This window comes from Streptomyces paradoxus, assembly GCF_014202475.1.
Lineage (GTDB): Bacteria > Actinomycetota > Actinomycetes > Streptomycetales > Streptomycetaceae > Streptomyces > Streptomyces paradoxus.
Window position 1 is genome coordinate 712,247 of sequence record NZ_JACHGV010000002.1, and the last position, 21,949, is coordinate 734,195.

At 71.3% G+C, this 21,949-nt stretch carries 18 protein-coding genes; 7 read left to right on the top strand and 11 right to left on the bottom strand.

Features of this window, described 5'->3' with window-relative positions; all coding sequences use genetic code 11:
• Positions 1-40 precede the first annotated feature (40 nt).
• Both HNR57_RS08105 and iolC read right to left on the bottom strand, forming a co-directional pair.
• Entirely contained in the window at positions 41-922 is an 882-nt protein-coding gene (locus HNR57_RS08105; protein WP_184558323.1) for a Cgl0159 family (beta/alpha)8-fold protein, read from the bottom strand.
• On the bottom strand, positions 919-1,869 hold the full coding sequence (iolC, locus tag HNR57_RS08110; RefSeq protein ID WP_184558325.1) for a 5-dehydro-2-deoxygluconokinase: 951 nt from the start codon (positions 1,867-1,869) through the stop codon (positions 919-921). Before iolC ends, HNR57_RS08105 begins: the two co-directional genes overlap by 4 nt.
• A gap of 448 nt (positions 1,870-2,317) precedes the next feature.
• Here iolC and HNR57_RS08115 point away from each other — a divergent pair, with 448 nt between their 5' ends.
• The gene (locus HNR57_RS08115) at positions 2,318-2,518 is read left to right on the top strand and encodes a helix-turn-helix transcriptional regulator (protein ID WP_062926956.1); all 201 of its coding nucleotides are present in this window, start codon (positions 2,318-2,320) and stop codon (positions 2,516-2,518) included.
• Positions 2,519-2,582: 64 nt separating this feature from the next.
• Here HNR57_RS08115 and HNR57_RS08120 read toward each other — a convergent pair whose 3' ends face one another.
• The gene (locus tag HNR57_RS08120; protein WP_184558327.1) at positions 2,583-3,626 is read right to left on the bottom strand and encodes a zinc-dependent alcohol dehydrogenase family protein; all 1,044 of its coding nucleotides are present in this window, start codon (positions 3,624-3,626) and stop codon (positions 2,583-2,585) included.
• Positions 3,627-3,759: 133 nt separating this feature from the next.
• On the bottom strand, positions 3,760-5,973 hold the full coding sequence (locus HNR57_RS08125) for an MMPL family transporter (RefSeq protein ID WP_184558329.1): 2,214 nt from the start codon (positions 5,971-5,973) through the stop codon (positions 3,760-3,762).
• 163 nt (positions 5,974-6,136) lie between these two features.
• On the opposite strand from HNR57_RS08125, the gene HNR57_RS08130 reads away from it, so the two are divergent.
• The 3 genes from HNR57_RS08130 (at position 6,137) to HNR57_RS08140 (ending at position 9,541) form a co-directional block, all read left to right on the top strand.
• Positions 6,137-6,802: a TetR/AcrR family transcriptional regulator gene (locus HNR57_RS08130; protein WP_184558331.1), complete on the top strand. Its 666-nt coding sequence runs from the start codon at positions 6,137-6,139 to the stop codon at positions 6,800-6,802.
• Positions 6,803-6,888: 86 nt separating this feature from the next.
• Entirely contained in the window at positions 6,889-7,128 is a 240-nt protein-coding gene (locus tag HNR57_RS08135; protein WP_062926958.1) for a heavy-metal-associated domain-containing protein, read from the top strand.
• Between the two features lie 172 nt (positions 7,129-7,300).
• Positions 7,301-9,541 carry a heavy metal translocating P-type ATPase gene (locus HNR57_RS08140; RefSeq protein ID WP_184558333.1) on the top strand — a complete coding sequence of 747 codons (2,241 nt, stop codon included), beginning with the start codon at positions 7,301-7,303 and terminating at the stop codon, positions 9,539-9,541.
• A 667-nt stretch (positions 9,542-10,208) separates the two neighbouring features.
• Here the strand turns inward: HNR57_RS08140 and HNR57_RS08145 are convergent.
• On the bottom strand, positions 10,209-11,498 hold the full coding sequence (locus tag HNR57_RS08145) for a citrate synthase (protein WP_031130597.1): 1,290 nt from the start codon (positions 11,496-11,498) through the stop codon (positions 10,209-10,211).
• Positions 11,499-11,676: 178 nt separating this feature from the next.
• Positions 11,677-13,956: an SF1B family DNA helicase RecD2 gene (gene recD2 / locus HNR57_RS08150; protein ID WP_184558335.1), complete on the bottom strand. Its 2,280-nt coding sequence runs from the start codon at positions 13,954-13,956 to the stop codon at positions 11,677-11,679.
• Positions 13,957-14,485: 529 nt separating this feature from the next.
• On the opposite strand from recD2, the gene HNR57_RS08155 reads away from it, so the two are divergent.
• Both HNR57_RS08155 and HNR57_RS08160 read left to right on the top strand, forming a co-directional pair.
• Complete coding sequence (locus HNR57_RS08155; RefSeq protein WP_157851227.1) at positions 14,486-14,656, top strand: hypothetical protein; 171 nt, start codon at positions 14,486-14,488, stop codon at positions 14,654-14,656.
• 71 nt (positions 14,657-14,727) lie between these two features.
• On the top strand, positions 14,728-15,243 hold the full coding sequence (locus tag HNR57_RS08160; RefSeq protein ID WP_184558337.1) for a GNAT family N-acetyltransferase: 516 nt from the start codon (positions 14,728-14,730) through the stop codon (positions 15,241-15,243).
• A gap of 262 nt (positions 15,244-15,505) precedes the next feature.
• Here HNR57_RS08160 and rbsD read toward each other — a convergent pair whose 3' ends face one another.
• The 5 genes from rbsD to HNR57_RS08185 form a co-directional block, all read right to left on the bottom strand.
• Positions 15,506-15,895, bottom strand: coding sequence for a D-ribose pyranase (gene rbsD / locus HNR57_RS08165; RefSeq protein WP_184558346.1), 390 nt, complete (start codon positions 15,893-15,895; stop codon positions 15,506-15,508).
• Positions 15,892-16,794 carry a ribokinase gene (locus HNR57_RS08170; RefSeq protein ID WP_184558349.1) on the bottom strand — a complete coding sequence of 301 codons (903 nt, stop codon included), beginning with the start codon at positions 16,792-16,794 and terminating at the stop codon, positions 15,892-15,894. Before HNR57_RS08170 ends, rbsD begins: the two co-directional genes overlap by 4 nt.
• A 76-nt stretch (positions 16,795-16,870) precedes the next feature.
• On the bottom strand, positions 16,871-18,820 hold the full coding sequence (locus HNR57_RS08175) for an ABC transporter permease/substrate-binding protein (protein WP_184558351.1): 1,950 nt from the start codon (positions 18,818-18,820) through the stop codon (positions 16,871-16,873).
• Complete coding sequence (locus HNR57_RS08180) at positions 18,810-20,330, bottom strand: sugar ABC transporter ATP-binding protein (RefSeq protein ID WP_184558353.1); 1,521 nt, start codon at positions 20,328-20,330, stop codon at positions 18,810-18,812. The genes HNR57_RS08175 and HNR57_RS08180 overlap by 11 nt, the downstream gene beginning before the upstream one ends.
• Positions 20,327-21,346, bottom strand: a complete 1,020-nt coding sequence (locus HNR57_RS08185; protein WP_184558356.1) for a LacI family DNA-binding transcriptional regulator — start codon at positions 21,344-21,346, stop codon at positions 20,327-20,329. The genes HNR57_RS08180 and HNR57_RS08185 overlap by 4 nt, the downstream gene beginning before the upstream one ends.
• A gap of 227 nt (positions 21,347-21,573) precedes the next feature.
• Here HNR57_RS08185 and HNR57_RS08190 point away from each other — a divergent pair, with 227 nt between their 5' ends.
• On the top strand, positions 21,574-21,939 hold the full coding sequence (locus tag HNR57_RS08190; protein WP_184558358.1) for a cupin domain-containing protein: 366 nt from the start codon (positions 21,574-21,576) through the stop codon (positions 21,937-21,939).
• Positions 21,940-21,949: the final 10 nt, after the last annotated feature.

Sequence of the window (21,949 nt, forward strand, 5' to 3'; positions counted from 1 at the left end):
GTCGCCCGTGGGGAAGGTGCGGGTGGTCATGAGGCGGCCCTCACAGCAGTCCGACGGCGGTGTCCACGGCGGCGGCCACGTCGCCGTCCGCCGGGTACAGCAGCGAACGTCCCACGACCAGCCCGCACACGGTGGGCAGTTGCAGGGCGCCGCGCCACTTCTCGTACGCCCCGTCCTGGTCGTCGCCCACCTCGCCGCCCAGCAGCACGGCGGGCAGCGTGGAGGTGGCCATGACCTCGGCCATGTCGTCGGGGTTGTCGGTGACCGGGACCTTCAGCCAGGTGTAGGCGGAACTGCCGCCGAGGCCCGAGGCGATGGCGATCGACTTGGTGACGGCCTCGGCGGAGAGGTCGTTGCGCAGCCGGCCCCGCTCGTCGCGGTAGCTGATGAACGGCTCGACGAAGACGGGGAGTTTCCGGGCGGCCATGGCGTCGACGGCCCGGGCGGTGGACTCCATCGTGGTGAGCGAGCCGGGGTCGTCGTAGTCGATGCGCAGGAGCAGCTTGCCCGCGTCGAAGCCGAGGCGCTCGATGTCCTCGGGGCGGTGACCGGTGAAGCGGTCGTCGAGTTCGAAGCTCGCGCCCTGGAGGCCGCCGCGGTTCATCGAGCCCAGGACGACCTTGCCGTCGAGGGCACCGAGCAGGAGCAGGTCGTCGAGGATGTCGGCGGTGGCGAGGACGCCGTCCACGCCCGGGCGGGACAGGGCCAGGCAGAGGCGTTCGAGGAGGTCGGCGCGGTTGGCCATGGCCATGGCGCGGCCACCGACACCGAGGGCGCCGCGGGCCGGGTGGTCGGCGGCGACGATCATCAGGCGGCCGCTCGTGTTCAGCAGCGGCCTCCGGGGGCGGCGGGCCGCTGCTTCGGCGATCGCCTCCGGGCGGTGGCTGCGCAGGCGCACGAGTTCGAGGACGTCGACGGTCACTGGACGGCCCCCGCGGTGACGGCCGCCTCGATCTCGGCCGGGGTGGGCATCGCGGAGGAGCACTCCAGGCGGGAGGCGACGATGGCACCGGCGGCGTTGGCGTGCCGCATGGTCTTCTCCAGGTCCCAGCCGGCCAGCAGGCCGTGGACGAGGGAGCCGCCGAAGGCGTCACCGGCGCCGAGGCCGTTGAGGACGTTCACGGGCAGCGGCGGGACCTCGGCGCTCTCGCCGGCGCTGTTCACCGCGAGGACGCCCTTGGGGCCCTGCTTGACGACGGCGAGTTCGACACCGGCGTCCAGGAGGGCGCGGGCGGCGGCGTGGGGTTCGCGCACGCCGGTGGCGACCTCCACCTCGTCGAGGTTGCCGACGGCGACGGTGGTGTGGCGCAGGGCCTCGGTGTAGAAGGGTCGGGCCGCGTCGGGGTCGGTCCAGAACATGGGGCGCCAGTCGAGGTCGAAGACCGTCGTGCCGGACTTGGCCCGGTGGGCGAGGGCCGCGAGGGTCGCCGTACGGCTCGGTTCCTCGCTCAGGCCCGTGCCCGTGACCCAGAAGACCCGGGCGTCGCGGACGGCGTCGAGGTCGAGCTCGTGGGCGTCGATCTCCAGGTCGGGAGCCTTGGGCTGCCGGTAGAAGTACAGCGGGAAGTCGTCCGGCGGGAAGACCTCGCAGAAGGTGACCGGGGTGGGCAGTCCGGGGACCGGGGTGACCCAGCGGTCGTCCACGCCGAAGCCCTTCAGTGCCTCGTGGAGGTAGGTGCCGAAGGGGTCGTCGCCCGTGCGGGTGATCACTGCCGTTTGCCGCCCCAGGCGGGCCGCGGCGACCGCGACGTTGCTCGCGGAGCCGCCGAGGAACTTGCCGAAGGACGTGACCTGCGGCAGCGGGACGCCGGTCTGGAGCGGATACAGATCCACCCCGATCCGCCCCATGGTGATCAGGTCGTACGCCATCGGTATCCCCTCGGTGCTCGGCTCTCCCCGGTTTTGTAGCCCCCTCTCGACGCCCTGTCAATGTTTTGTCCGGACATTCGGACCAGATCATGACAGCGCTTTCCACATGTGCTGGTCCGAATGTCCTGGTCCGGGTTTCACGGTTCCGAGGTGTTCAGGCCTCGGTGTCGCTCCGCCGCGGGGCCCTGCAGCAGGCCGGGCGTCACGTCAAGGCGCCCCGCCGACCGTCCGGGGCGCGCTTTTGCCCCGGCTGTGTCACAAACGCCCCGGTCTTGTCACGTGCGTGCCGTGTACGCGGGTCTTCCGTCACACCCGGCCCACAGGCCCTGCCCCGTATCACCGGGGATCGTTGACCGGACACAGACTTGTTGATCGCCAGCGCAGCGCCCGGCTCCCCCGGACGGCCGTCCACGGCCGCCGCCGTGGTGCGCGCGGGGAGGTGCACGTCATGACCGACCGAAGGCTGTGGTCCTACAAGGAGATCGCGGCGCACATCCGGGTGCAGCCGGACACCGTGCGGTCCTACCGCAAACATGGGCTGCTGCCCCCGCCCGACCATGTCGAGGGCGGCAAGCCCTACTGGTATGCCGACACCGTCCGGGCGTGGGTCGCCTCCAGGCCCGGCAACCGCGGCCGAAGAGCCGAGTGAGCCCGTCAGCCCGCCTCGACCTCGTGCCCCGCCCTCGCGTGGGGCACGGTCGCCGGCCGGAGGGTCAGCTCCACGGCTCGATGACCGTCGCCCCCGCTCCCGGCGCCGTCCCCATCGCCGCCAGCGCGGCCGGGACCTCGTCCAGCCCGATCGTGGACGTCACCAGCAGGTCGGGGCGCAGGACGCCGCTGCGGACCAGCTCCAGCATCGGCGGGTAGCTGTGCGCGGCCATGCCGTGGCTGCCGAGGAGTTCGAGCTCCAGGGCGATCACGCGGGCCATCGGCACGGGGGTCGTGCCGGCCGGCGAGGGCAGCAGGCCCACCTGGACGTGCCGGCCGCGGCGGCGCAGGCCGTTCACGGAGGCGGCGCACGTGCCGGGTGAGCCCAGGGCGTCGAGGGAGAGGTGGGCGCCGCCGCCGGTCAGCTCGCGGACCGCGGCCGCGGTGTCCGGCACGGCTGTCGCGTCCAGGCACTGTGCCGCGCCGAACTGCCGCGCCAGCTCCAGGGCCCGCTCCGACACGTCGACCGCCACGACCCGGGCTCCCGAAGCGGCCGCGATCATCACGGCGGAGAGCCCGACCCCGCCGCAGCCGTGCACGGCGACCCACTCCCCCGCCGCCACCCGGCCCTGCTGCACCACGGCCCGGTACGCCGTGGCGAAGCGGCAGCCGAGCGAGGCCGCCGTCGCGAAGGACAGCTCCCCGGGCAGCGCCACGAGGTTCACGTCGGCGCGGTCCAGCGCCACGTACTGGGCGAAGGAACCCCAGTGGGTGAAGCCGGGCTGGGTCTGGCGCTCGCACACCTGATGGTCGCCGGCCGCACAGGACGGGCAGGTGCCGCAGGCGCAGATGAACGGCACGGTGACCCGGTCGCCGGGCCGCCATCCGGTCACCCGGGCGCCCACCGCCTCGACGACCCCGGCGAGTTCATGCCCGGGCACGTGCGGCAGTGCGATGTCAGGGTCGTGGCCCTGCCAGCCGTGCCAGTCGCTGCGGCACAGCCCGGTGGCCTCGACCCGCACGACGACTCCGTGCTCCGCGGGCTCCGGATCCGCGACCTCCCGTACCTCGGCCGCCTCCCCGTACCGCTCGAACACCACGGCCCGCATGGACCCACCGCCTTTCGTCGCTGTCGTGCCAGGGTCGCCCCGGGGCGCCGGGTGACTTCACGCCCCCGGGGAACGCTAGCGCCGGGCCGCGGGACGCTGCCGACCCGAGCACCCCTCCCGGCCGGCGCCCTGGTCAGCCGGCCGGGGCCCCGGCCTTGTCCCGGACGGGTTCCGTCTCGGCCGCCGTCCGCTCCGGTTCGGCCTCGCTCAGGCCGAAGCGCTCGTGGAAGCGGCGCAGAGGGCCGGGGGCCCACCATGTGGCGCGGCCGGTGAGGCGCATGACCGCGGGGACCAGGAGGCTGCGGACGACCATCGCGTCCATCAGGACCGCCAGCGCGATGCCCAGGCCGAGCATCTTGGTGTTGGTCACCCGGGAGGTGCCGATCGCGACCATGACCACGGCCAGGATGACCGCCGCCGCCGTGATCAGCCCGCCGGTGCGTGCCAGGCCGTGCCGGACGGCCTGGTCGTGGTCGCCGGTGCGGTCGAACTCCTCCTTGATGCGGGAGAGCAGGAACACGCCGTAGTCCATGGAGAGGCCGAAGGCGACACAGAACATCAGGACCGGGAGGGTCGTCTCGATGGAGCCAGGGCTGGTGAAGGCCAGCAGTCCGGACAGGTGCCCGTCCTGGAAGACCCAGACGACGGCGCCGAACATGGCCGTCAGACTGAGCGCGTTGAGGACGACCGCCTGGACCGGTATGAGCACGCTGCCGGTGAGGAGGAAGACCAGGAACAGGGTGACGATCGTGATGAAGACCGCCGCGAGCGGCAGGCGTTCCCCTATGGCGTGTTTGGAGTCGACCAGGACGGCCGCGGTGCCCGTCACCTTCGTGTCGAAGGGGGCGCGGGTCTCGCGCAGGCCGCCGACCAGACGCTGGGCGGGCTCGTCGACCGCCTCGCCCTCGGGCAGCACCGTGAAGTACGCGGAGTCGCCCTTGACCAGTGGCCCGTCGACCCGGGCCACGTCGGGCAGTGCGGCGACGCGCTCCTTGTAGGCGCCGTACTGCTCCTCGGTCGCGCGGCCCTCGGCGAGCACTTCGAGGCCGCCGCCGGGGCTGCCCGGGAAGCCCTCCCTGATGTGCTGCTGCACGACGTGGGACTCCGACGTCGAGGGCAGCTGGCGGTCGTCGGCGGTGCCGAACTTCACGCCCAGGAAGGGCAGCCCGAGCAGGACGAGGACGGCTGTGGTGCCGAGGGCGAAGAAGGGGGCGCGGCGCATGACGAGCGTCGCCGTGCGGGCCCAGGCCCTGCCCTCCTGCCGGGTGGGATCCGGCCGGTGTCCGCGCCGGAACAGGCGGCGCAGGTCCAGCGCGTTGACCCGGTGGCCCAGCAGGATCAGCGCCGCCGGGAGCAGGATCAGCGCGGCCGCTGCGGCCAGCAGCACCACGGCGATCCCGGCGTAGGCGAAGGAGCGCAGGAAGTACTGCGGGAAGACCAGCATCGCCGCCAGGGAGACCGCGACCGTGAGGGCGGAGAACAGCACGGTGCGGCCGGCTGTGCGCAGGGTCGTGCCGATCGCGGTCAGGGGCTCGGCGCCCGTGGACAGCTCCTCGCGGAAGCGGCGGACGATGAAGAGCGCGTAGTCGATGGCGAGGCCCAGGCCCAGGGCCGTGGTGAGGTTGATCGCGAAGACGGACACGTCGGTGAACTCGGTGAGGCCGCGCAGTACGGCGTTCGTCCCGAGGATGGCGACGATGCCGATGCCGAGCGGCAGCAGGGCCGCGACCGCGCTGCCGAAGACCATCACGAGCAGCACCAGAGTCACGGGAAGGGCGATCAGCTCGGCCCGGAGGAGGTCCTCCTGGATGACCGTCTGCATCTCGTGCCGCACCGCGACCGGGCCGCCCACGTCGACCTGCAGCGGGCCGTGTGTGCCGCGGTAGTGGGGCGCGAGGCGCTCCAGGGTCTCGCCCGCGGTCTTCTCGTCGCCTGTGATGCGGGCCGCTATCAGCGCCTCGTGCCCGTCCTCGGCGCGCAGGGCCGGGGCGCCGGACTGCCAGTAGGACCCGACTCCGGTGACACCCCGCTCACCCGCGAGGCGCTCGGCGAGGCGCTCGGCCTCGGCGGCGACGGCCGGGTCGTCGACCGAGGCCTCGCCCGCGTCGACCAGGAGCAGCAGGTTGGGCTGGGAGCCCGGGAACTCGCGCTCCAGGGCCTTGGTCGCGTACGTGGACTCGGCGGCCGGATCCTCCCAGCCGCCTGCGCCGAGCCGGTCGGCGACGCCGCTGCCGGCCAGCACCGCGAGGGCGGTGAGCACCAGCGCCACCAGCAGCGACAGCCTGGGCCGGGCGGTGACGAAACGGGTCCAGCCGCCGACGCGCGGCGGTGTGTTGACTTCGGTCATCGTGCGGTGTCCCCTTCACCGTGACCCGTGTCCAGGCGCAGCCTGACAGCACGGGGCTGCCATAGACTGGCAAACACGAGAGATCGCTCGCATTTCTGCCGACTCCAGAATGCGAGCGGCCGCTCGCGTTTGTCAATCGCGTTCTGAGACCTGGGGATAACGCGTGCCCGAGAAGACCGAGAAGCCCGCAACGGAGACCGAGGCGGCGACGACCACCGAGGAGCGGCCGCGCCGCCGTCAGGCCCGCGGTGAGCGCCGGATCGTCCAGCTGCTCGAAGCCGCCGCCCGGGTCTTCGCCACGACCGGCTACACGGCCGCCAGCACCAACGCCATCGCCCGCGAGGCGGGCGTCTCCCCCGGGACGCTGTACCAGTTCTTCCCGAACAAGGAAGCGATCGCGATCGAGCTGGGCAGCCGGCTCATGCACGAGATGCGGCAGTCGTACGACGAGGTCCTCACGCCGGTCACCGACGACGCGACCCCGCTGGAGGAGGTGATCGCCGGGACCGTCGACCGCTTCATCGAGTTCAACTGCCGCCACCCGGCCTTCTTCGTGCTGATGCACGGCCCCGACATCCCGGGCCGCATCGCCGAGGAGCACGACGCGCTGCACACGACGCTGGTCGCCCGGGTCGAGACGATCCTCGCCCCGTTCGCACCCGAGGCGCCCCCGGCGGCCGTCACCCGCACCGCCCAGATGTGCGTCGGCATCTACAAGGCCGGCCTGGAGCTGATCCTGGCCCATGAGGGCGACGAGCGGGAGGCGTACGTGCAGGAGCTGAAGGGCGCCCTCGTCCGCTATCTGGAACCCCTCATGGGGACGTCGTGAACTGATACCCCCTAGGGGTACAGTTGGGATGTGCGGGTCCCCCAGCGGACCCCACAGCCCCACATGCCTCGACGAGGAGTAACGACATGACCGCCCAGACCGACACCACGGGCCCCGTCACCACCGTCTTCAAGGTGAGCGGCATGAGCTGCGGACACTGCGAGGGCGCGGTCTCCGGCGAGATCTCCCAGATCTCCGGCGTGAGCTCGGTGACGGCCGTCGCCAAGACCGGCGAGGTCACCGTCGTCTCCGCGGCTCCGCTCGACGACGAGGCCGTGCGCACCGCCGTCGACGAGGCCGGCTTCGAACTGGCCGGCCGGGCCTGAACCCACCCGGCTCCGGCAGACGACCGGGCCTGAGCCACCCGGGTGCGGCCGGCGAGGTCTGAGACGCGCCGGTCCTGGCACTCGTACCCGTGTACGGGCCGTACGCCGCCGCCCCGGCCCGTACGGCCCGTTCCGCTTCCCGGGCGCCCGCATCTCCTGGAGATCAGAGGACATGACCAGCACCACCGCCAAGGCACCGGCCGACCGTGAGCCGGCCCTCGCCGAGGTCGAGCTGCTCATCGGCGGGATGACCTGCGCCTCCTGCGCGGCCCGCGTCGAGAAGAAGCTCAACCGCATGGACGGCGTCTGCGCCACGGTGAACTACGCGACGGAGAAGGCCCGGGTCGCCTACCCCGCGGGCGTCGAGGTCGCCGATCTGATCGCCACCGTGGTGAAGACCGGGTACACCGCCGAGGAGCCCGCGCCCCCGCGGGAGGAGGCCGCCGACGCCGGGACGGAGGACCCCGAGCTGTCGGCGCTCCGCCGGCGCCTCACCGTCTCCGCCGTCCTCGCCCTGCCCGTGATCCTCCTGGCGATGGTCCCGGCGCTCCAGTTCGACAACTGGCAGTGGCTCTCGCTCACCCTCGCCGCACCGGTCGTCGTCTGGGGCGGGCTGCCCTTCCACCGGGCAGCCTGGACGAACGCCCGGCACGGCGCCGCCACCATGGACACGCTGGTCTCCCTCGGCACCCTGGCCGCGTTCGGCTGGTCCCTGTGGGCGCTGTTTCTCGGCGACGCGGGCATGCCGGGCATGCGGCACCCCTTCGAGCTCACGGTCTCGCGCGGTGACGGCGCCTCCTCGATCTACCTGGAGGTCGCTTCCGGCGTCACCGCGTTCATCCTGCTGGGCCGCTGGCTGGAGGCCCGTTCCAAGCGCCGCGCGGGCGCCGCGCTCAGGGCACTGATGGAACTGGGCGCCAAGGACGTGGCCGTGCTGCGGGACGGGCGGGAGGTGCGGATCCCGGCGCAGCGCCTCGCCGTCGGCGACCGGTTCGTCGTACGGCCCGGCGAGAAGATCGCCACCGACGGCACGGTCGTCGAGGGAGCCTCCGCCGTGGACGCCTCGATGCTCACCGGCGAGTCGGTGCCGGTGGACGTGACGGCCGGGGACGCGGTCACCGGCGCGACGGTCAACGCGGGCGGGCGGCTGGTCGTCGAGGCCACCCGGATAGGTGCCGACACCCGGCTCGCGCGGATGGCGAAGCTGGTGGAGGACGCGCAGAACGGCAAGGCCGAGGTACAGCGGCTCGCCGACCGGATCTCCGGGATCTTCGTACCGGTGGTGCTGCTGATCGCCGTCGCCACGGCCGGGGCGTGGCTCGGGCTGACGGGCGACGGCGTCGCCGCGTTCACCGCGGCCGTCGCCGTCCTGATCATCGCCTGCCCGTGCGCGCTGGGCCTTGCCACCCCGACCGCCCTGATGGTCGGCACGGGCCGCGGCGCCCAGCTCGGCATCCTCATCAAGGGCCCGGAGGTGCTGGAGTCCACGCGCCGGGTCGACACCGTCGTCCTGGACAAGACCGGCACCGTCACCACGGGCCGGATGACCCTCCAGGAGGTCCACCTCGCCGAGGGCGCCGACGAGAAGGAGGTGCTGCGGCTGGCGGGCGCCGTCGAGCACGCCTCCGAGCACCCCGTCGGCCGTGCGATCGCGCTGGGCGCCGAGGAGAGCGCCGGGCGGCTCCCGGAGGCCGAAGGGTTCGAGAACGTGCCCGGGCGGGGCGTACGCGGGCGTGTGGAGGGCCGTGACGTCGCCGTGGGGCGGCTCTTCGGCGAGCTGCCGCCGGAGCTGGCCCGCGCGCGGGACGAGGCCGAGCGGGCCGGGCGTACGGCGGTCGTGGCCGGCTGGGACGGGACCGCCCGGGCCGTTCTGGCCGTCGCGGACGCCGTCAAGGAGACCAGCGCCGAGGCCGTGCGCGACCTGCGCGCCCTGGGACTGACGCCGGTGCTGCTGACCGGGGACAACCGTGCCGTGGCCGGAACGGTGGCCGCGGCCGTGGGAATCGAGCAGGTGGTGGCCGAGGTGCTGCCCGAGGACAAGGTCGACGCGGTACGGCGGCTGCAGGCCGAGGGGCGGGTCGTCGCCATGGTGGGGGACGGCGTCAACGACGCGGCCGCGCTCGCCGCCGCCGATCTGGGACTGGCCATGGGCACCGGCACGGACGCGGCGATCGAGGCGGGCGATCTGACGCTGGTCCGCGGCGATCTGCGGGTGGCGGCGGACGCGATCCGGCTGTCCCGCCGGACCCTGGCCACGATCAAGGGCAATCTGGTGTGGGCCTTCGGCTACAACGTGGCCGCGCTGCCGCTGGCCGCCGCGGGCCTGCTGAACCCGATGATCGCGGGGGCAGCGATGGCCTTCTCGTCGGTCTTCGTCGTCACGAACAGTCTGCGACTGCGGACATTTCGGTGAAGTCGCCCGAATTCAGGCTAAGTTCACGGCGAACGTGATTTGAGCCCCTCTGGAGTCCCGGGCCCGGCTCACATAAGCTCTTCACAAGGCTCCCGCATCATCCTTACGCTTGGGCCTCGAACAACATATCCGGGCTCTTGCGCATCTAACGGACATACGCAAGAGACGCAGATCACAGTGATGTGAACGTAACCATCGAAGGGGTTCGAAGGTCTAAGTTGACGATGTCAGGGAGCGTCTTGGGGGGCGCCACCTGACATCTGGAGATGTCTTGGGGGACTTCTCCAGAGATGCGTTGCCGGGGCACGTACACCGGGAAGCTTTGAGCGGCCCTCCCGGGCGTGCGCTGTCCCGGCAGATCGCACCTCACCGAAGTACGACGAGTTCTGCTCGTTCTGCTCAACAGCGATTCAGGCGCTGTCCTCACAGACGCCCGGCCGGATCCCGTGGGGGGAATCCGCACCGGGACTGGGAAGGCGCCCTGGACGTCGGCCCGTGGGGGGACCGACGCCGGGGCGCCTTCTTCATTGCGTAAGAAATCCCGTGAGAGATCACGCGGAGCCCGTACCGCACGCAAGCCCGCCCCGCCCACGCCCAGGCCCGGCCCGCCCACGCGAAAGCCCCCGCACCCGGCAAGCGGATACGGGGGCCGAAGCGGTGCCGCGCCTCAGCGCTCCTCGACGGGAACGAAGTCGCGCTCGACCACGCCCGTGTAGATCTGGCGCGGGCGGCCGATGCGGGAGCCGGGCTCCTTGATCATCTCGTGCCACTGGGCGATCCAGCCCGGCAGCCGGCCGAGGGCGAAGAGGACCGTGAACATCTCGGTCGGGAAGCCCATGGCCCGGTAGATCAGGCCGGTGTAGAAGTCGACGTTCGGGTAGAGGCTGCGCGAGACGAAGTAGTCGTCGGAGAGCGCGTGCTCCTCCAGCTTCAGCGCGATGTCCAGCAGCTCGTCGGACTTGCCGAGCGCGGACAGCACGTCGTGCGCGGCGGCCTTGATGATCTTGGCGCGCGGGTCGAAGTTCTTGTAGACCCGGTGGCCGAAGCCCATCAGGCGGACGCCGTCCTCCTTGTTCTTCACCTTGCGGATGAAGGAGTCGACGTCGCCGCCGGAGTCGCGGATGCCCTCCAGCATCTCCAGCACCGACTGGTTGGCGCCGCCGTGCAGCGGGCCCCACAGGGCGTTGATGCCGGCGGAGATCGAGGCGAACATGTTCGCCTGCGAGGAGCCCACCAGGCGGACCGTGGAGGTCGAACAGTTCTGCTCGTGGTCCGCGTGCAGGATCAGCAGCTTGTCGAGCGCGGAGACCACGGTCGGGTCCAGCTCGTACTCCTGCGCGGGGACCGAGAAGGTCATGCGGAGGAAGTTCTCGACGTAGCCCAGGTCGTTGCGCGGGTAGACGAACGGGTGACCGATCGACTTCTTGTACGCGTACGCGGCGATCGTCGGAAGCTTCGCGAGCAGGCGGATCGTGGAGAGGTTGCGCTGGCGCTCGTCGAACGGGTTGTGGCTGTCCTGGTAGAACGTGGACAGCGCCGAGACGACCGAGGACAGCATGGCCATCGGGTGGGCGTCGCGCGGGAAGCCCTTGTAGAAGTTCTTGACGTCCTCGTGCAGCAGGGTGTGCTGCGTGATGTCGTTCTTGAACACCGAGAGCTCGTCGACGGTCGGCAGCTCGCCGTTGATCAGCAGGTAGGCGACCTCCAGGAAGGTGGAGCGCTCGGCCAGCTGCTCGATCGGGTAGCCGCGGTACCGCAGGATGCCCGCTTCGCCGTCCAGGTACGTGACGGCGGATTTATACGCGGCCGTGTTGCCGTAACCGCTGTCCAGCGTCACCAGACCGGTCTGGGCGCGGAGCTTTCCGATGTCGAAGCCCTTGTCACCGACGGTGCTGTCGATCACCGGGTAGGTGTACTCGCCGTCGCCGTACCGCAGTACTACAGAGTTGTCGCTCACGTCTTCCCTCACCGACGTTGTGCCTCATCTTCGAGGTGCCCTGACTGTCTCTACCATCCCCCACTTGGCTCAGGAGAGTGCACTCGGGGTCGACCATCGGGCCTATCGACGGCACTGAGTGCCGTCAACTTGCTCATCCTGCCCCCTGGGTCCCCCTTCCGGAAGTGCCTTGTGACCTTCACGACTCATTTGATCGATCATTTTTTGCGGAACCGAGCCGGAAGTCGAGTGCCGTGTACCGCCGGCCCGCCGAAATCGTGCGCACCGCCTGGCCGATCGCCTTGCGCGAACCGACGAGGACGACCAGCTGCTTCGCCCGGGTGACCGCCGTGTAGAGCAGGTTCCGCTGGAGCATCATCCAGGCGCCCGTGGTGACCGGGATGACGACCGCCGGGTACTCGCTGCCCTGGGAGCGGTGGATCGTCACGGCGTACGCGTGGGCCAACTCGTCGAGCTCGTCGAACTCGTACGGCACCTCCTCGTCCTCGTCCGTGAGCACCGTCAGGCGCTGGTCGACCGGGTCGAGCGAGGTGACCACGCCGACGGTGCCGTTGAAGACACCGTTCTTGCCCTTCTCGTAATTGTTGCGAATCTGGGTGACCTTGTCGCCGACACGGAACACCCGTCCGCCGAATCTCTTCTCGGGCAGGTCGGGACGGCCCGGGGTGACGGCCTGCTGCAGCAGGCCGTTGAGGGTGCCGGCGCCGGCCGGGCCGCGGTGCATGGGGGCGAGGACCTGGACGTCACGGCGGGGGTCCAGCCCGAACTTGGCCGGAATGCGGCGGGCGGCCACGTCGACGGTGAGCCGGCCGGCGGCCTCGGTGTCGTCCTCGACGAAGAGGAAGAAGTCCTTCATGCCGTCCGTGACCGGGTGTTGGCCGGCGTTGATCCGGTGCGCGTTCGTCACCACGCCGGACTGCTGGGCCTGCCGGAAGACCCGGGTGAGGCGGACCGCCGGGATCGGGCCGCCGTCGGCCAGGAGGTCCCGCAGGACCTCGCCCGCGCCGACGCTGGGCAGCTGGTCCACGTCCCCCACGAAGAGCAGGTGCGCTCCCGGCGGGACGGCCTTGACCAGCTTGTTGGCCAGGAGCAGGTCCAGCATGGACGCCTCGTCGACCACCACCAGGTCGGCGTCCAGCGGGCGGTCCCGGTCGTAGGCCGCGTCGCCGCCGGGCTTGAGCTCCAGCAGGCGGTGGACGGTGGAGGCCTCGGCGCCGGTGAGCTCGGACAGGCGCTTGGCCGCCCGGCCCGTGGGGGCGGCGAGCACGACCTTCGCCTGCCTGGCGCGCGCCAGCTCCACGATCGAGCGGACCGTGAAGGACTTGCCGCAGCCGGGGCCGCCGGTGAGGACGGCGACCTTCTCGGTCAGCGCCAGCTTGACGGCCGCCTCCTGCTCCGGGGCGAGGTCGGTGCCCGTGCGCCCCTTCAGCCAGCTCAGCGCCTTGTCCCAGGCCACGGTCCGGAAGCCCGGCATGCGGTCCTCGCCGGTGCGCAGGAGGCGCAGCAGCTGGGCGGAGAGGGAGAGTTCGGCGCGGTGGAAGGGGACGAGGTAGATCGCGGTGACGGGCTCCCCGCCGTCGGGGCCCGGCACCTTCTCGCGGACGACGCCGGGGTCCTCGCCGTCTTCCTGCGGTTCGGCCAGTTCGGCCAGGCATTCGATGACGAGGCCGGTGTCGACCTGGAGGAGCTTCACCGCGTCCTTGATCAGCTGCTCCTCCGGGAGGAAGCAGTGGCCCTGGTCGGTGGACTGCGACAGCGCGTACTGAAGGCCCGCCTTGACGCGCTCCGGGCTGTCGTGCGGGATGCCGACGGACCGGGCGATCTTGTCGGCGGTGAGGAAGCCGATGCCCCAGACGTCGGAGGCGAGCCGGTACGGCTGGTTCTTGACGACCGCGATGGAGGCGTCGCCGTACTTCTTGTAGATGCGCACGGCGATGGACGTGGAGACCTCGACCGTCTGGAGGAAGAGCATGACCTCCTTGATGGCCTTCTGCTCCTCCCAGGCGTCGGCGATCTTCTTGGTGCGCTTGGGGCCGAGGCCTGGGACCTCGATGAGGCGCTTGGGCTCCTCCTCGATGATCTGGAGGGTGTCCGTGCCGAAGTGCTGGGTGATCCGGTCGGCGAAGACCGGGCCGATGCCCTTGACCAGGCCGGAGCCGAGGTAGCGGCGGATTCCCTGGACCGTGGCCGGCAGGACCGTCGTGTAGTTCTCCACGTGGAACTGCTTTCCGTACTGCGGGTGGGAACCCCAGCGGCCCTCCATGCGCAGGGATTCGCCCACCTGCGCGCCGAGCAGCGCGCCGACGACCGTGAGCAGGTCTCCGGCGCCTCTGCCGGTGTCGACCCGGGCGACCGTGTAGCCGTTCTCCTCATTGGCGTACGTGATGCGTTCGAGTACGCCTTCCAGCGTGGCCATACGCCGCTCGCCCGCCTGGGCGGCCCCCGCCTGATCGGTCATGCGCCGACGGTACCGCCCGGGTACGACAGTGCGGCGGGGCGATACGGCCGACGGCCCGTGCATAAAGCGACCGATCAGTATGCGGCCGAGGGTTCACCTTTCACCGTGAATTCACAGAAGAGCCCGAAGCTTTACAGTTCAAGCATCCGGGCCGCCCCTTTTGTGATCCTTTCCCGTGGAAGAATTCAGGGGTTCGGCGAAGAGGGGGGCGGACTCGATTCCGGAGCGACCGTGATGCCCATCCGTTCCCCAGGCCCGAACGCCCCTGCGCGCGCGTACCGGGCGGGCACGCTTCTCGTCGGGCTGTGCGCCGTCAGCACGTTGACGCTGCTCATGACGGCCCCGGCGATCTCCGGGGAGCACGCGGTCATGGCTCCGGGGCCTTCCGCGCCGAACGGGAACACCCCCGCCTCTCCCCCGCTGAACCGGGCACCCGTGCCGGAATTCCGTCCTTCCCCCAGCCCGGGACCGGGCTGATTCCGACCCGGCTCCTTTCCTTCTCCCCGGCCCCGAATGACGACGAGGAACGATGTCACCCCAGGCCCAGAGCGTCGCCCTGTGGATCATGTCCCTGGCCATCAACATCACGGCGGCGTGCGCGGGGATCGTATGGGGCTGGGAGGCCTTCGCCCAGTTCCTGCTGCCGGCGTTCGGGTCGGTGGTGGGGGCGTCGATGGTGAGCTACAGCCTGCGGCGGTGAGCCCTCAACCGCGCCGGGCTGCCCGAAACTCGGTTACCGCCCCGCGTGCCGCCTGACTAGCGTCCGCCTCCATGCCCCCGGCCCTGCGCACCCCGCGCCTCCTCCTGACCCCCTATACCCCGGACGACGAAGAGGACTTCGTCGCCCTGTTCCAGGACGCCAGGGTCTCCCGGTGGATGGGGGACGGCCCCTCCCCCGAGGCGGACGACCGGGCCCTGTTCGGGCGGATCTTCAGCAAGGTCTACGCGCGGGACCTCTTCGACGTGTGGGCGGTCCGGCGCGACGGGCGGCTGATCGGGCACGCCGAGATCAAGCGGACCGACGAGGTGGGCGGGCACGAGATCGTCTACGCGCTGTCCCCCGCCGTCTGGGGAAGCGGACTCGGGACGGAACTCGCCGAGGCACTCGTGGCGTACGGCTTCGGGACGCTCGGGCTCAGCGAGGTGCACGCCACCGTCGCCGCGGAGAACGAGGCCTCGCTGCGCCTGCTCGGACGGGTCGGGTTCGCGCACGTGCGCGACATCGAGGAGGACGACGGTGGTCTCACCCGGGTGCTCACAGCAGCGGCGGATCGCCGACCCGGGTGACCTCCCGCCCTTCCTCGACGCAGCTCGTCGGGGGCGCAGGGCGGCCCGTCACGGCCCTCGCAGGGGCCCGGCAAGAATCCGGCAAGAATTTCTTACGTTGCCGTGCAACCCTTTCCGCCCTGCGTGGGTCGTACTAGGCGTCAGGACTTCTGGAGGGGGATCCGGGGGGATTGCGGGGGTTCCTGACGGGAGGGGAAAAGCCGAGGGGGCCCGGTCGACGGACCGGGCCCCCTCGAAACCGTTCAGGAGCCTTTCGCCGGCGTCAGAAGAAGACGCCACACCTCAGCAGGACGTTCGCGTACGGCCGTGCCTCGCCCGTGCGGACGATCAGACGCGCCCCCGCCGAGAGCTCCTTGAGCCGCTCGTGCGACACCAGGCGCAGCCCGGGAAAGTGCCCCTCCAGCAGCGACGACGCCTCCGGATTGGCATCCCGCAGCTCCTGCGCCGCCGTCGCCCCCTCGACCACCAGCTCGGCCAGCAGCCCGTCGAGCACCTCGGCGAATGACGGCACCCCGGCCCGGAACGCCAGGTCCACCACCCGGGGGCCGTCGGGAATGGGCATGCCCGCGTCGCACACCAGCACCCCGTCGCCGTGCCCGAGTTCGGCCAGCGCACCGGCGAGGTGGCGGTTCAGTATTCCGCTCTTCTTCACTGCGCGGCGACCTCCGCCGCCGTCGGGAAGGACGCCTGCGCGCCCTCCTTCGTCACGGTCGCGGCCCCCACCCGCACCGCGTACGCCGCCGCCTCGGCCAGGGACTCGCCCGCCCCCAGCCGCCAGGCCAGCGCGGCGGTGAAGGAGTCACCCGCCCCCGTCGTGTCCACCGCGTCCACCTTCACGGCCGGGACGCGCGAGACACCCTCGGCCGACGCCACCAGCGCGCCCTGATCGCCCAGCGTCACCACCACCGACCTCGGGCCCTTGGCGAGGAGGATCCGCGCCCAGTCCTCGGGCGTGTCCCCGACGGCGGAGTCGCCCAGGATCACCTTCGCCTCGTGCTCGTTCACGATCAGCGGGTCGCAGGCGGCCAGCACCTCCTGCGGTAGGGGGCGCGGCGGCGAGGGGTTCAGCACGAAACGGCTCCCCGGCGCCAGGCTCCGCACGGTCTCCACCACCGTCTCCAGCGGGATCTCCAGCTGCGCCGACACCACCCGGGAACCCTGGAAGAGGCACCCGGCCGCGCTGACGTCCTCCGGGGTGAGGCGGCCGTTCGCGCCGGGCGAGACGACGATGCTGTTGTCCCCGGACGGGTCGACCGTGATCAGCGCGACGCCGGTCGGAGCGCCGCCCACCAGGACACCCACCGTGTCGACGCCGGCCTGCCGCTGCGAGTCCAGCAGCAGCCGGCCGTGCGCGTCGTCGCCGACCCGGGCCAGCAGCGCCGTTCGGGCACCGAGCCGGGCGGCGGCCACTGCCTGGTTCGCGCCCTTGCCGCCCGGGTGGACGGCCAGGTCGGAGCCGAGCACGGTCTCGCCGGCACCGGGCCGGCGCTCCACTCCGATCACCAGGTCGGCGTTGGCCGACCCCACGACCAGGAGGTCGTAGTCGTACATGAGTTGCTCCCCACGTGAGTGACATGGCCGGGCGGTCACCCCACGCTGTGGACAACCGCCCGGCCGTTCCCCGATGTCAGCCGCTGAAGCCGGCCACGTTCTCCTTCGTGACCACCTTCACCGGCACCTTCACCGTCTCCTCGACCTTCTCGCCCTTCAGGGCCCGCAGGGCGTTGTCCACGGCGATCTTCCCGAGCTGGGACGGCTGCTGCGCCACCGACGCGTACAGGGTGCCGCCCTCGACCGCCTTCAGTCCGTCCGGCGTGCCGTCGAAGCCCACGACCGAGACCGACTTGCCCGCCTTGGAACCCAGCGCCTTGATCGCGCCGAGGGCCATCTCGTCGTTGGCGGCGATCACGCCCTGGACGTCCGGGTGGGCCTGGAGCAGGTTCGACATGACGTCGAGGCCCTTGGTGCGGTCGAAGTCGGCGGGCTGCTGGGCCACGACCTGGATGCCCGGGAAGGCCTTGAGGCCGTTCGCGAAGCCCTGCGCGCGCTCCCGGGCCGCCGACGTACCGGCCTGGCCCTGGAGGATCACGATCTTGCCCTTGCCGCCCAGCTTGCCGGCGATGGTCTTGGCTGCGAGTTCACCGCCGGCCACGTTGTCGGAGGCGACCAGGGCGTCCACCGACGCCTTGTTGACGCCCCGGTCGACCGCGATGACCGGGATCTTCGCCTGGTCGGCGGCCTTCACGGAGTTGCTCGCGGCGTCCGAGTCCACCGGGTTGACGATGATCGCGCCGAGCCCGGAGCTGGTGAAGTTCTGCAGCTGGTTGGCCTGCTGGGAGGCGTCGTTCTGGGCGTCGGTGACGGTCAGGTCCACGCCCCGCTTCTCCGCCTCGGCCTGGGCGCCCGCCCGGATCTGCACGAAGAAGGGGTTGTTGAGGGTGGACAGCGACAGGCCCATCTTGGGGCTGCTCGCGGCGGAGGAGCCGGTGTGCAGGAAGGACGTGGCACCGACGATCGCGACGGTGACCACGGCCGCGAGCCCGTACGTCGCCGCCTGCTTGCCCTTGCCTCCTCCAGAGGCACCGGCCACCGGGGTCGCCCCCGCCTTGCGCCGCAGCGTGTCGAACAGCACCGCGAGCGCGATGACGACACCGATGACGACCTGCTGCCAGAACGCGGACACGTTCAGCAGGTTGAGCCCGTTGCGCAGCACGGCCAGGATCAGCGCGCCGATGAGCGTGCCGGACGCCTTGCCGGTGCCGCCCGCGAGGGAGGCGCCGCCGATGACGACGGCGGCGATCGCGTCCAGCTCGTAGCCGTCGGCGGCCTGGGGCTGCGCGGAGGATAGGCGGGCGGCGAGGACGACACCGGCGACGGCGGCGAAGACGCCCGAGAAGGCGTAGATGGCGAGCTTCTGCTTCTTGACGCGCAGGCCGGACAGCCGCGCGGCCTCCTCGTTGCCGCCGATCGCGTACATGGAGCGGCCGATGTAGGTCCGGCCGAGCACGAAGGCGGCGATCAGGCCCATGACGACCATCACCAGGACCGGCACCGGCAGCCAGCCGCCGAGGGTGTCGCCGAGGTGGGAGACCGAGTCGGGGAAGGCGATCGGGGAGCCCTCGGAGATGACGAGGGACAGGCCGCGCGCCACGGACAGCATGGCCAGGGTGGCGATGAACGGCGGCAGCTTGCCGTAGGAGATGAGGATGCCGTTGACCAGGCCGCAGACGATGCCCGTCGCTATGGCGAGGAGGACGGCGAGGAAGACCGGGACGCCCGCCGAGGTGGCGCTCCAGGCGAGGACCGTGGCGGACAGCGCCGCGACCGAGCCGACCGACAGGTCGATGCCCGCGGAGACGATCACGAACGTCACGCCGAAGGCGAGGATGGCCGTCACGGCCGCCTGCACGCCGACGTTGAGGAGGTTGTCCGTCGTCAGGAAGTCGCCGGACAGCGCCGACATCGCGATGACGAGGACGATGAGCGCGGTGAGCGCCCCGTTGTCGAGCAGGAGGCGGCGCAGGCCTCCCGAGGCGCCACCCGCGCCCGTCGTGCTCTTGAGCGTGTCAGTGGCCACGGGAGGCCTCCTTGTCCGTGCTGGGGTTGCTTACTGCGAGCGCCATGACGGCGTCCTGGGTCGCCTCATCGGCGGAGAGTTCACCGGCGATCCGGCCCTGGGCCATCACCAGCACCCGGTCGCTCATGCCGAGCACCTCGGGCAGGTCGCTGGAGATCATCAGGACGGCCGCGCCGGCGGCGGTGAGTTCGTTGACGAGCTGGTAGATCTCGACCTTGGCGCCGACGTCGATGCCGCGCGTCGGCTCGTCGAGGATCAGTACCTTGGTGTCGGCGAGCAGCCACTTGCCGATGACGACCTTCTGCTGGTTGCCGCCGGAGAGGGTGCGCACGTGCTGGCCGAGGCCCGCCATCCGCACGCCGAGCTGCCCCGCTATCCGCCCGGCGGCCTCGCGCTGGCCCTTGAGGTCGACGAGCCCGCCGCGCGTGGCCGACCGCAGCGTCACCAGGCCGAGGTTCTCCTCGACCGAGGCGTCCAGCACCAGGCCCTGGCCCTTGCGATCCTCGGGGACGAGCCCGATACCGGCGGTCATCGCCGCGTTGACGTCGTACTTGGCGACCGGGGCGCCGGAGACCTTCACCGTGCCCTTGTCGTACGAGTCGGCCCCGAACACCGCTCGGACGACTTCCGTACGGCCGGCGCCGACCAGTCCGGCGATGCCGACGACCTCACCGGCGTGCACCTCGAAGCTCACGTCGTGGAAGACGCCGTCCCGGGTGAGTTGCTCGACGGTGAGCAACGCGGCGCCCCGGTCGGCGCGTTCACGCGGATACTGCTGCTCGATGGAGCGCCCGACCATGAGCCGTACGAGCTCGTCCTCGGGCGTGGTGGCGGGGACCTGGCCGACGCTCTTGCCGTCCCGGATGACCGTCACCCGATCGCCGAGCGCGGCGATCTCCTCCAGGTGGTGGGTGATGAAGACGATCCCGACGCCGTCCTCGCGCAGCGTGCGCACGATCGCGAAGAGCTTGTCGACCTCCTCGGAGGTGAGCACGGCGGTCGGCTCGTCCATGATCAGCACGCGGGCGTCCAGGCTGAGCGCCTTGGCGATCTCGACCATCTGCAGGCGCGCGATGCCGAGTTCACGGACCCGGGCGCGGGGGGACACGCTCACGCCGACCCGCTTCAGCAGGACCTCGGCGTCGGCCTCCATCTTCTTCCGGTCGATCATTCCGAGCCGGCGGGGCTGGCGCCCCAGGAAGATGTTCTCGGCGACCGTCAGATCCGGTACCAGGTTGAACTCCTGGTAGATGGTGGCGATCCCGAGCCGCTCGGAGTCCTGCGCCCCCTGGATGCGGGTCTCCTCGCCGCCGACCAGGATCCGCCCGGCGTCGGGGGTGTAGGCGCCGGAGAGCATTTTGATGAGGGTGCTCTTGCCGGCACCGTTCTCACCGAGGAGTACGTGCACCTCGCCGCGGCGCAGGTCGAAGTCGACGCCGTCCAGCGCGACCACGCCCGGGAAGGTCTTCCGTATGCCCTCGATGCGCAGCAACTCGTCCGCGTTGCTCACGTCGTGCTCCTTTGCACTGGGGTGGGGTTCTCGCCGCACGAGCGGCGTACGACGAGCCGGGCGGGGAGGGTCACGGACTGACCGGGCCGCCCCTCGATGCGGTCGACCAGGGCCCGTACGGCGGCCCGGCCCAGCTCGCCCGTGGGCTGGGCGATGGCGGTGACCGGCGGATCGGTGTGCACGAACCACCGGATGTCGTCGAACGCGGCCAGCGCGAGGTCGTCCGGTACGCGCAAGCCTCGCGCGCGGACGGCGTCCAGAGCCCCGAGCGCCATCAGGTTGTCGGCGGCGAAGACCACCTCGGGCGGTTCGGCCAGGTCGAGGAAGCCCTCGGTGACCAGCCGGCCGCTTTCGGCCTGGAAGTCGCCCTGCCCTATGTAGGCGTCGGGCAAGTCGAGCCCGTACGCGCCGAGCGCCTCGCGGAAGGCCTCCACACGCTCGCGGCCGGTCGTGGTCGCCGCCGGGCCGGCGATGATGGCGAGCCTGCGGTGCCCGAGCCCGTGCAGATGCGCCACCAGGTCCCGCACGGCGGCCCGCCCGTCGGACCGGACGACCGGCACGTCCACGCCCGGGATCCACCGGTCCACGAAGACCATGGGCGTCCCGGCCCGCGCGGCGTCCAGCATCAGCGGCGAGCCGCCGTCCGTCGGGGAGACGAGCAGCCCGTCGATCCGCCGGTCCAGCAGGGTGCGGACGTGGTGGTCCTGGAGATCCGGCCGCTCGTCGGCGTTGCCGATGATGACGCTGTAGCCGAGCGCGCGGGCCTCCTCCTCGACGGAGCGGGCCAGTTCGGTGAAGTACGGGTTCATCACGTCGCTGATGACCAGGCCGAGGGTGTGGGTCTGGTCGGTGCGCAGGGAGCGGGCGACGGCGTTCGGGCGGTAGCCCAGGGTCTCGACGGCGGCCAGCACGCGGGTGCGTGCGTCGGCGCTGACCGACGGGTGGTCGTTCAGGACGCGCGAGACCGTGGCGACGGAGACGCCGGCCTCGGCAGCGACGTCCTTGATGCTGGCCACCGCCGCTCCACCTCCTTGTGGATCAGTCGGGGAGCACGGGTAAGTGCTCGTGGAATCGATTACATCGACGGGAGCATGGAATCGATTACACGCATTCGAATCAAGCCCCTGGCGGTACCTCTTGACCGGATCGTGATGTCGCGGGGCGCGGCCCGGCGGGCCAGGCTGGAGGTACGGGGGTTGCACGAGGGGCGTAAGAGGCCCTGGCGGGCCGGAGCGGAGGAACCATGACGGCGGCGACCCGGAACGACGTACCCGTCGCCCTCGAAGGCGATGGCGTGGAACTGCGCATGATGCCGATCGGCGGCGGCATGTCGGTGGGCTACATCACCCTCCCTCAGGGCACGGACATGGGCCCGGCCCTCAAGGGCCTGCCCGACGACGCCTGCCAGTGCCCGCACTGGGGCTACCTGCTCAAGGGCCGGATCAGGATGCGCACCGCCGCGGGCGAGGAGGAGTACGAGGCGGGGCAGGCGTACTACTGGGGCCCCGGCCATGTGCCGGTGGCGCTGGAGGACAGCGAGCTGGTGGAGTTCTCGCCGAGCGAGGACTTCCAGCAGGTGATCGACCACGTGGTGGCGCAGGCCGGGTGAGCCGGAGCTT

Bases quoted from the DNA above. Each gene is read 5' to 3' on its own strand.
- iolC (WP_184558325.1), bottom strand. From the start codon at position 1,869: ATGGCGTACGACCTGATCACCATGGGGCGGATCGGGGTGGATCTGTAT.
- HNR57_RS08115 (WP_062926956.1), top strand. From the start codon at position 2,318: ATGACCGACCGAAGGCTGTGGTCCTACAAGGAGATCGCGGCGCACATC.
- HNR57_RS08120 (WP_184558327.1), bottom strand. From the start codon at position 3,626: ATGCGGGCCGTGGTGTTCGAGCGGTACGGGGAGGCGGCCGAGGTACGG.
- HNR57_RS08125 (WP_184558329.1), bottom strand. From the start codon at position 5,973: ATGACCGAAGTCAACACACCGCCGCGCGTCGGCGGCTGGACCCGTTTC.
- HNR57_RS08135 (WP_062926958.1), top strand. From the start codon at position 6,889: ATGACCGCCCAGACCGACACCACGGGCCCCGTCACCACCGTCTTCAAG.
- HNR57_RS08140 (WP_184558333.1), top strand. From the start codon at position 7,301: ATGACCAGCACCACCGCCAAGGCACCGGCCGACCGTGAGCCGGCCCTC.
- recD2 (WP_184558335.1), bottom strand. From the start codon at position 13,956: ATGACCGATCAGGCGGGGGCCGCCCAGGCGGGCGAGCGGCGTATGGCC.
- HNR57_RS08155 (WP_157851227.1), top strand. From the start codon at position 14,486: ATGTCACCCCAGGCCCAGAGCGTCGCCCTGTGGATCATGTCCCTGGCC.
- HNR57_RS08160 (WP_184558337.1), top strand. From the start codon at position 14,728: ATGCCCCCGGCCCTGCGCACCCCGCGCCTCCTCCTGACCCCCTATACC.
- HNR57_RS08170 (WP_184558349.1), bottom strand. From the start codon at position 16,794: ATGTACGACTACGACCTCCTGGTCGTGGGGTCGGCCAACGCCGACCTG.
- HNR57_RS08190 (WP_184558358.1), top strand. From the start codon at position 21,574: ATGACGGCGGCGACCCGGAACGACGTACCCGTCGCCCTCGAAGGCGAT.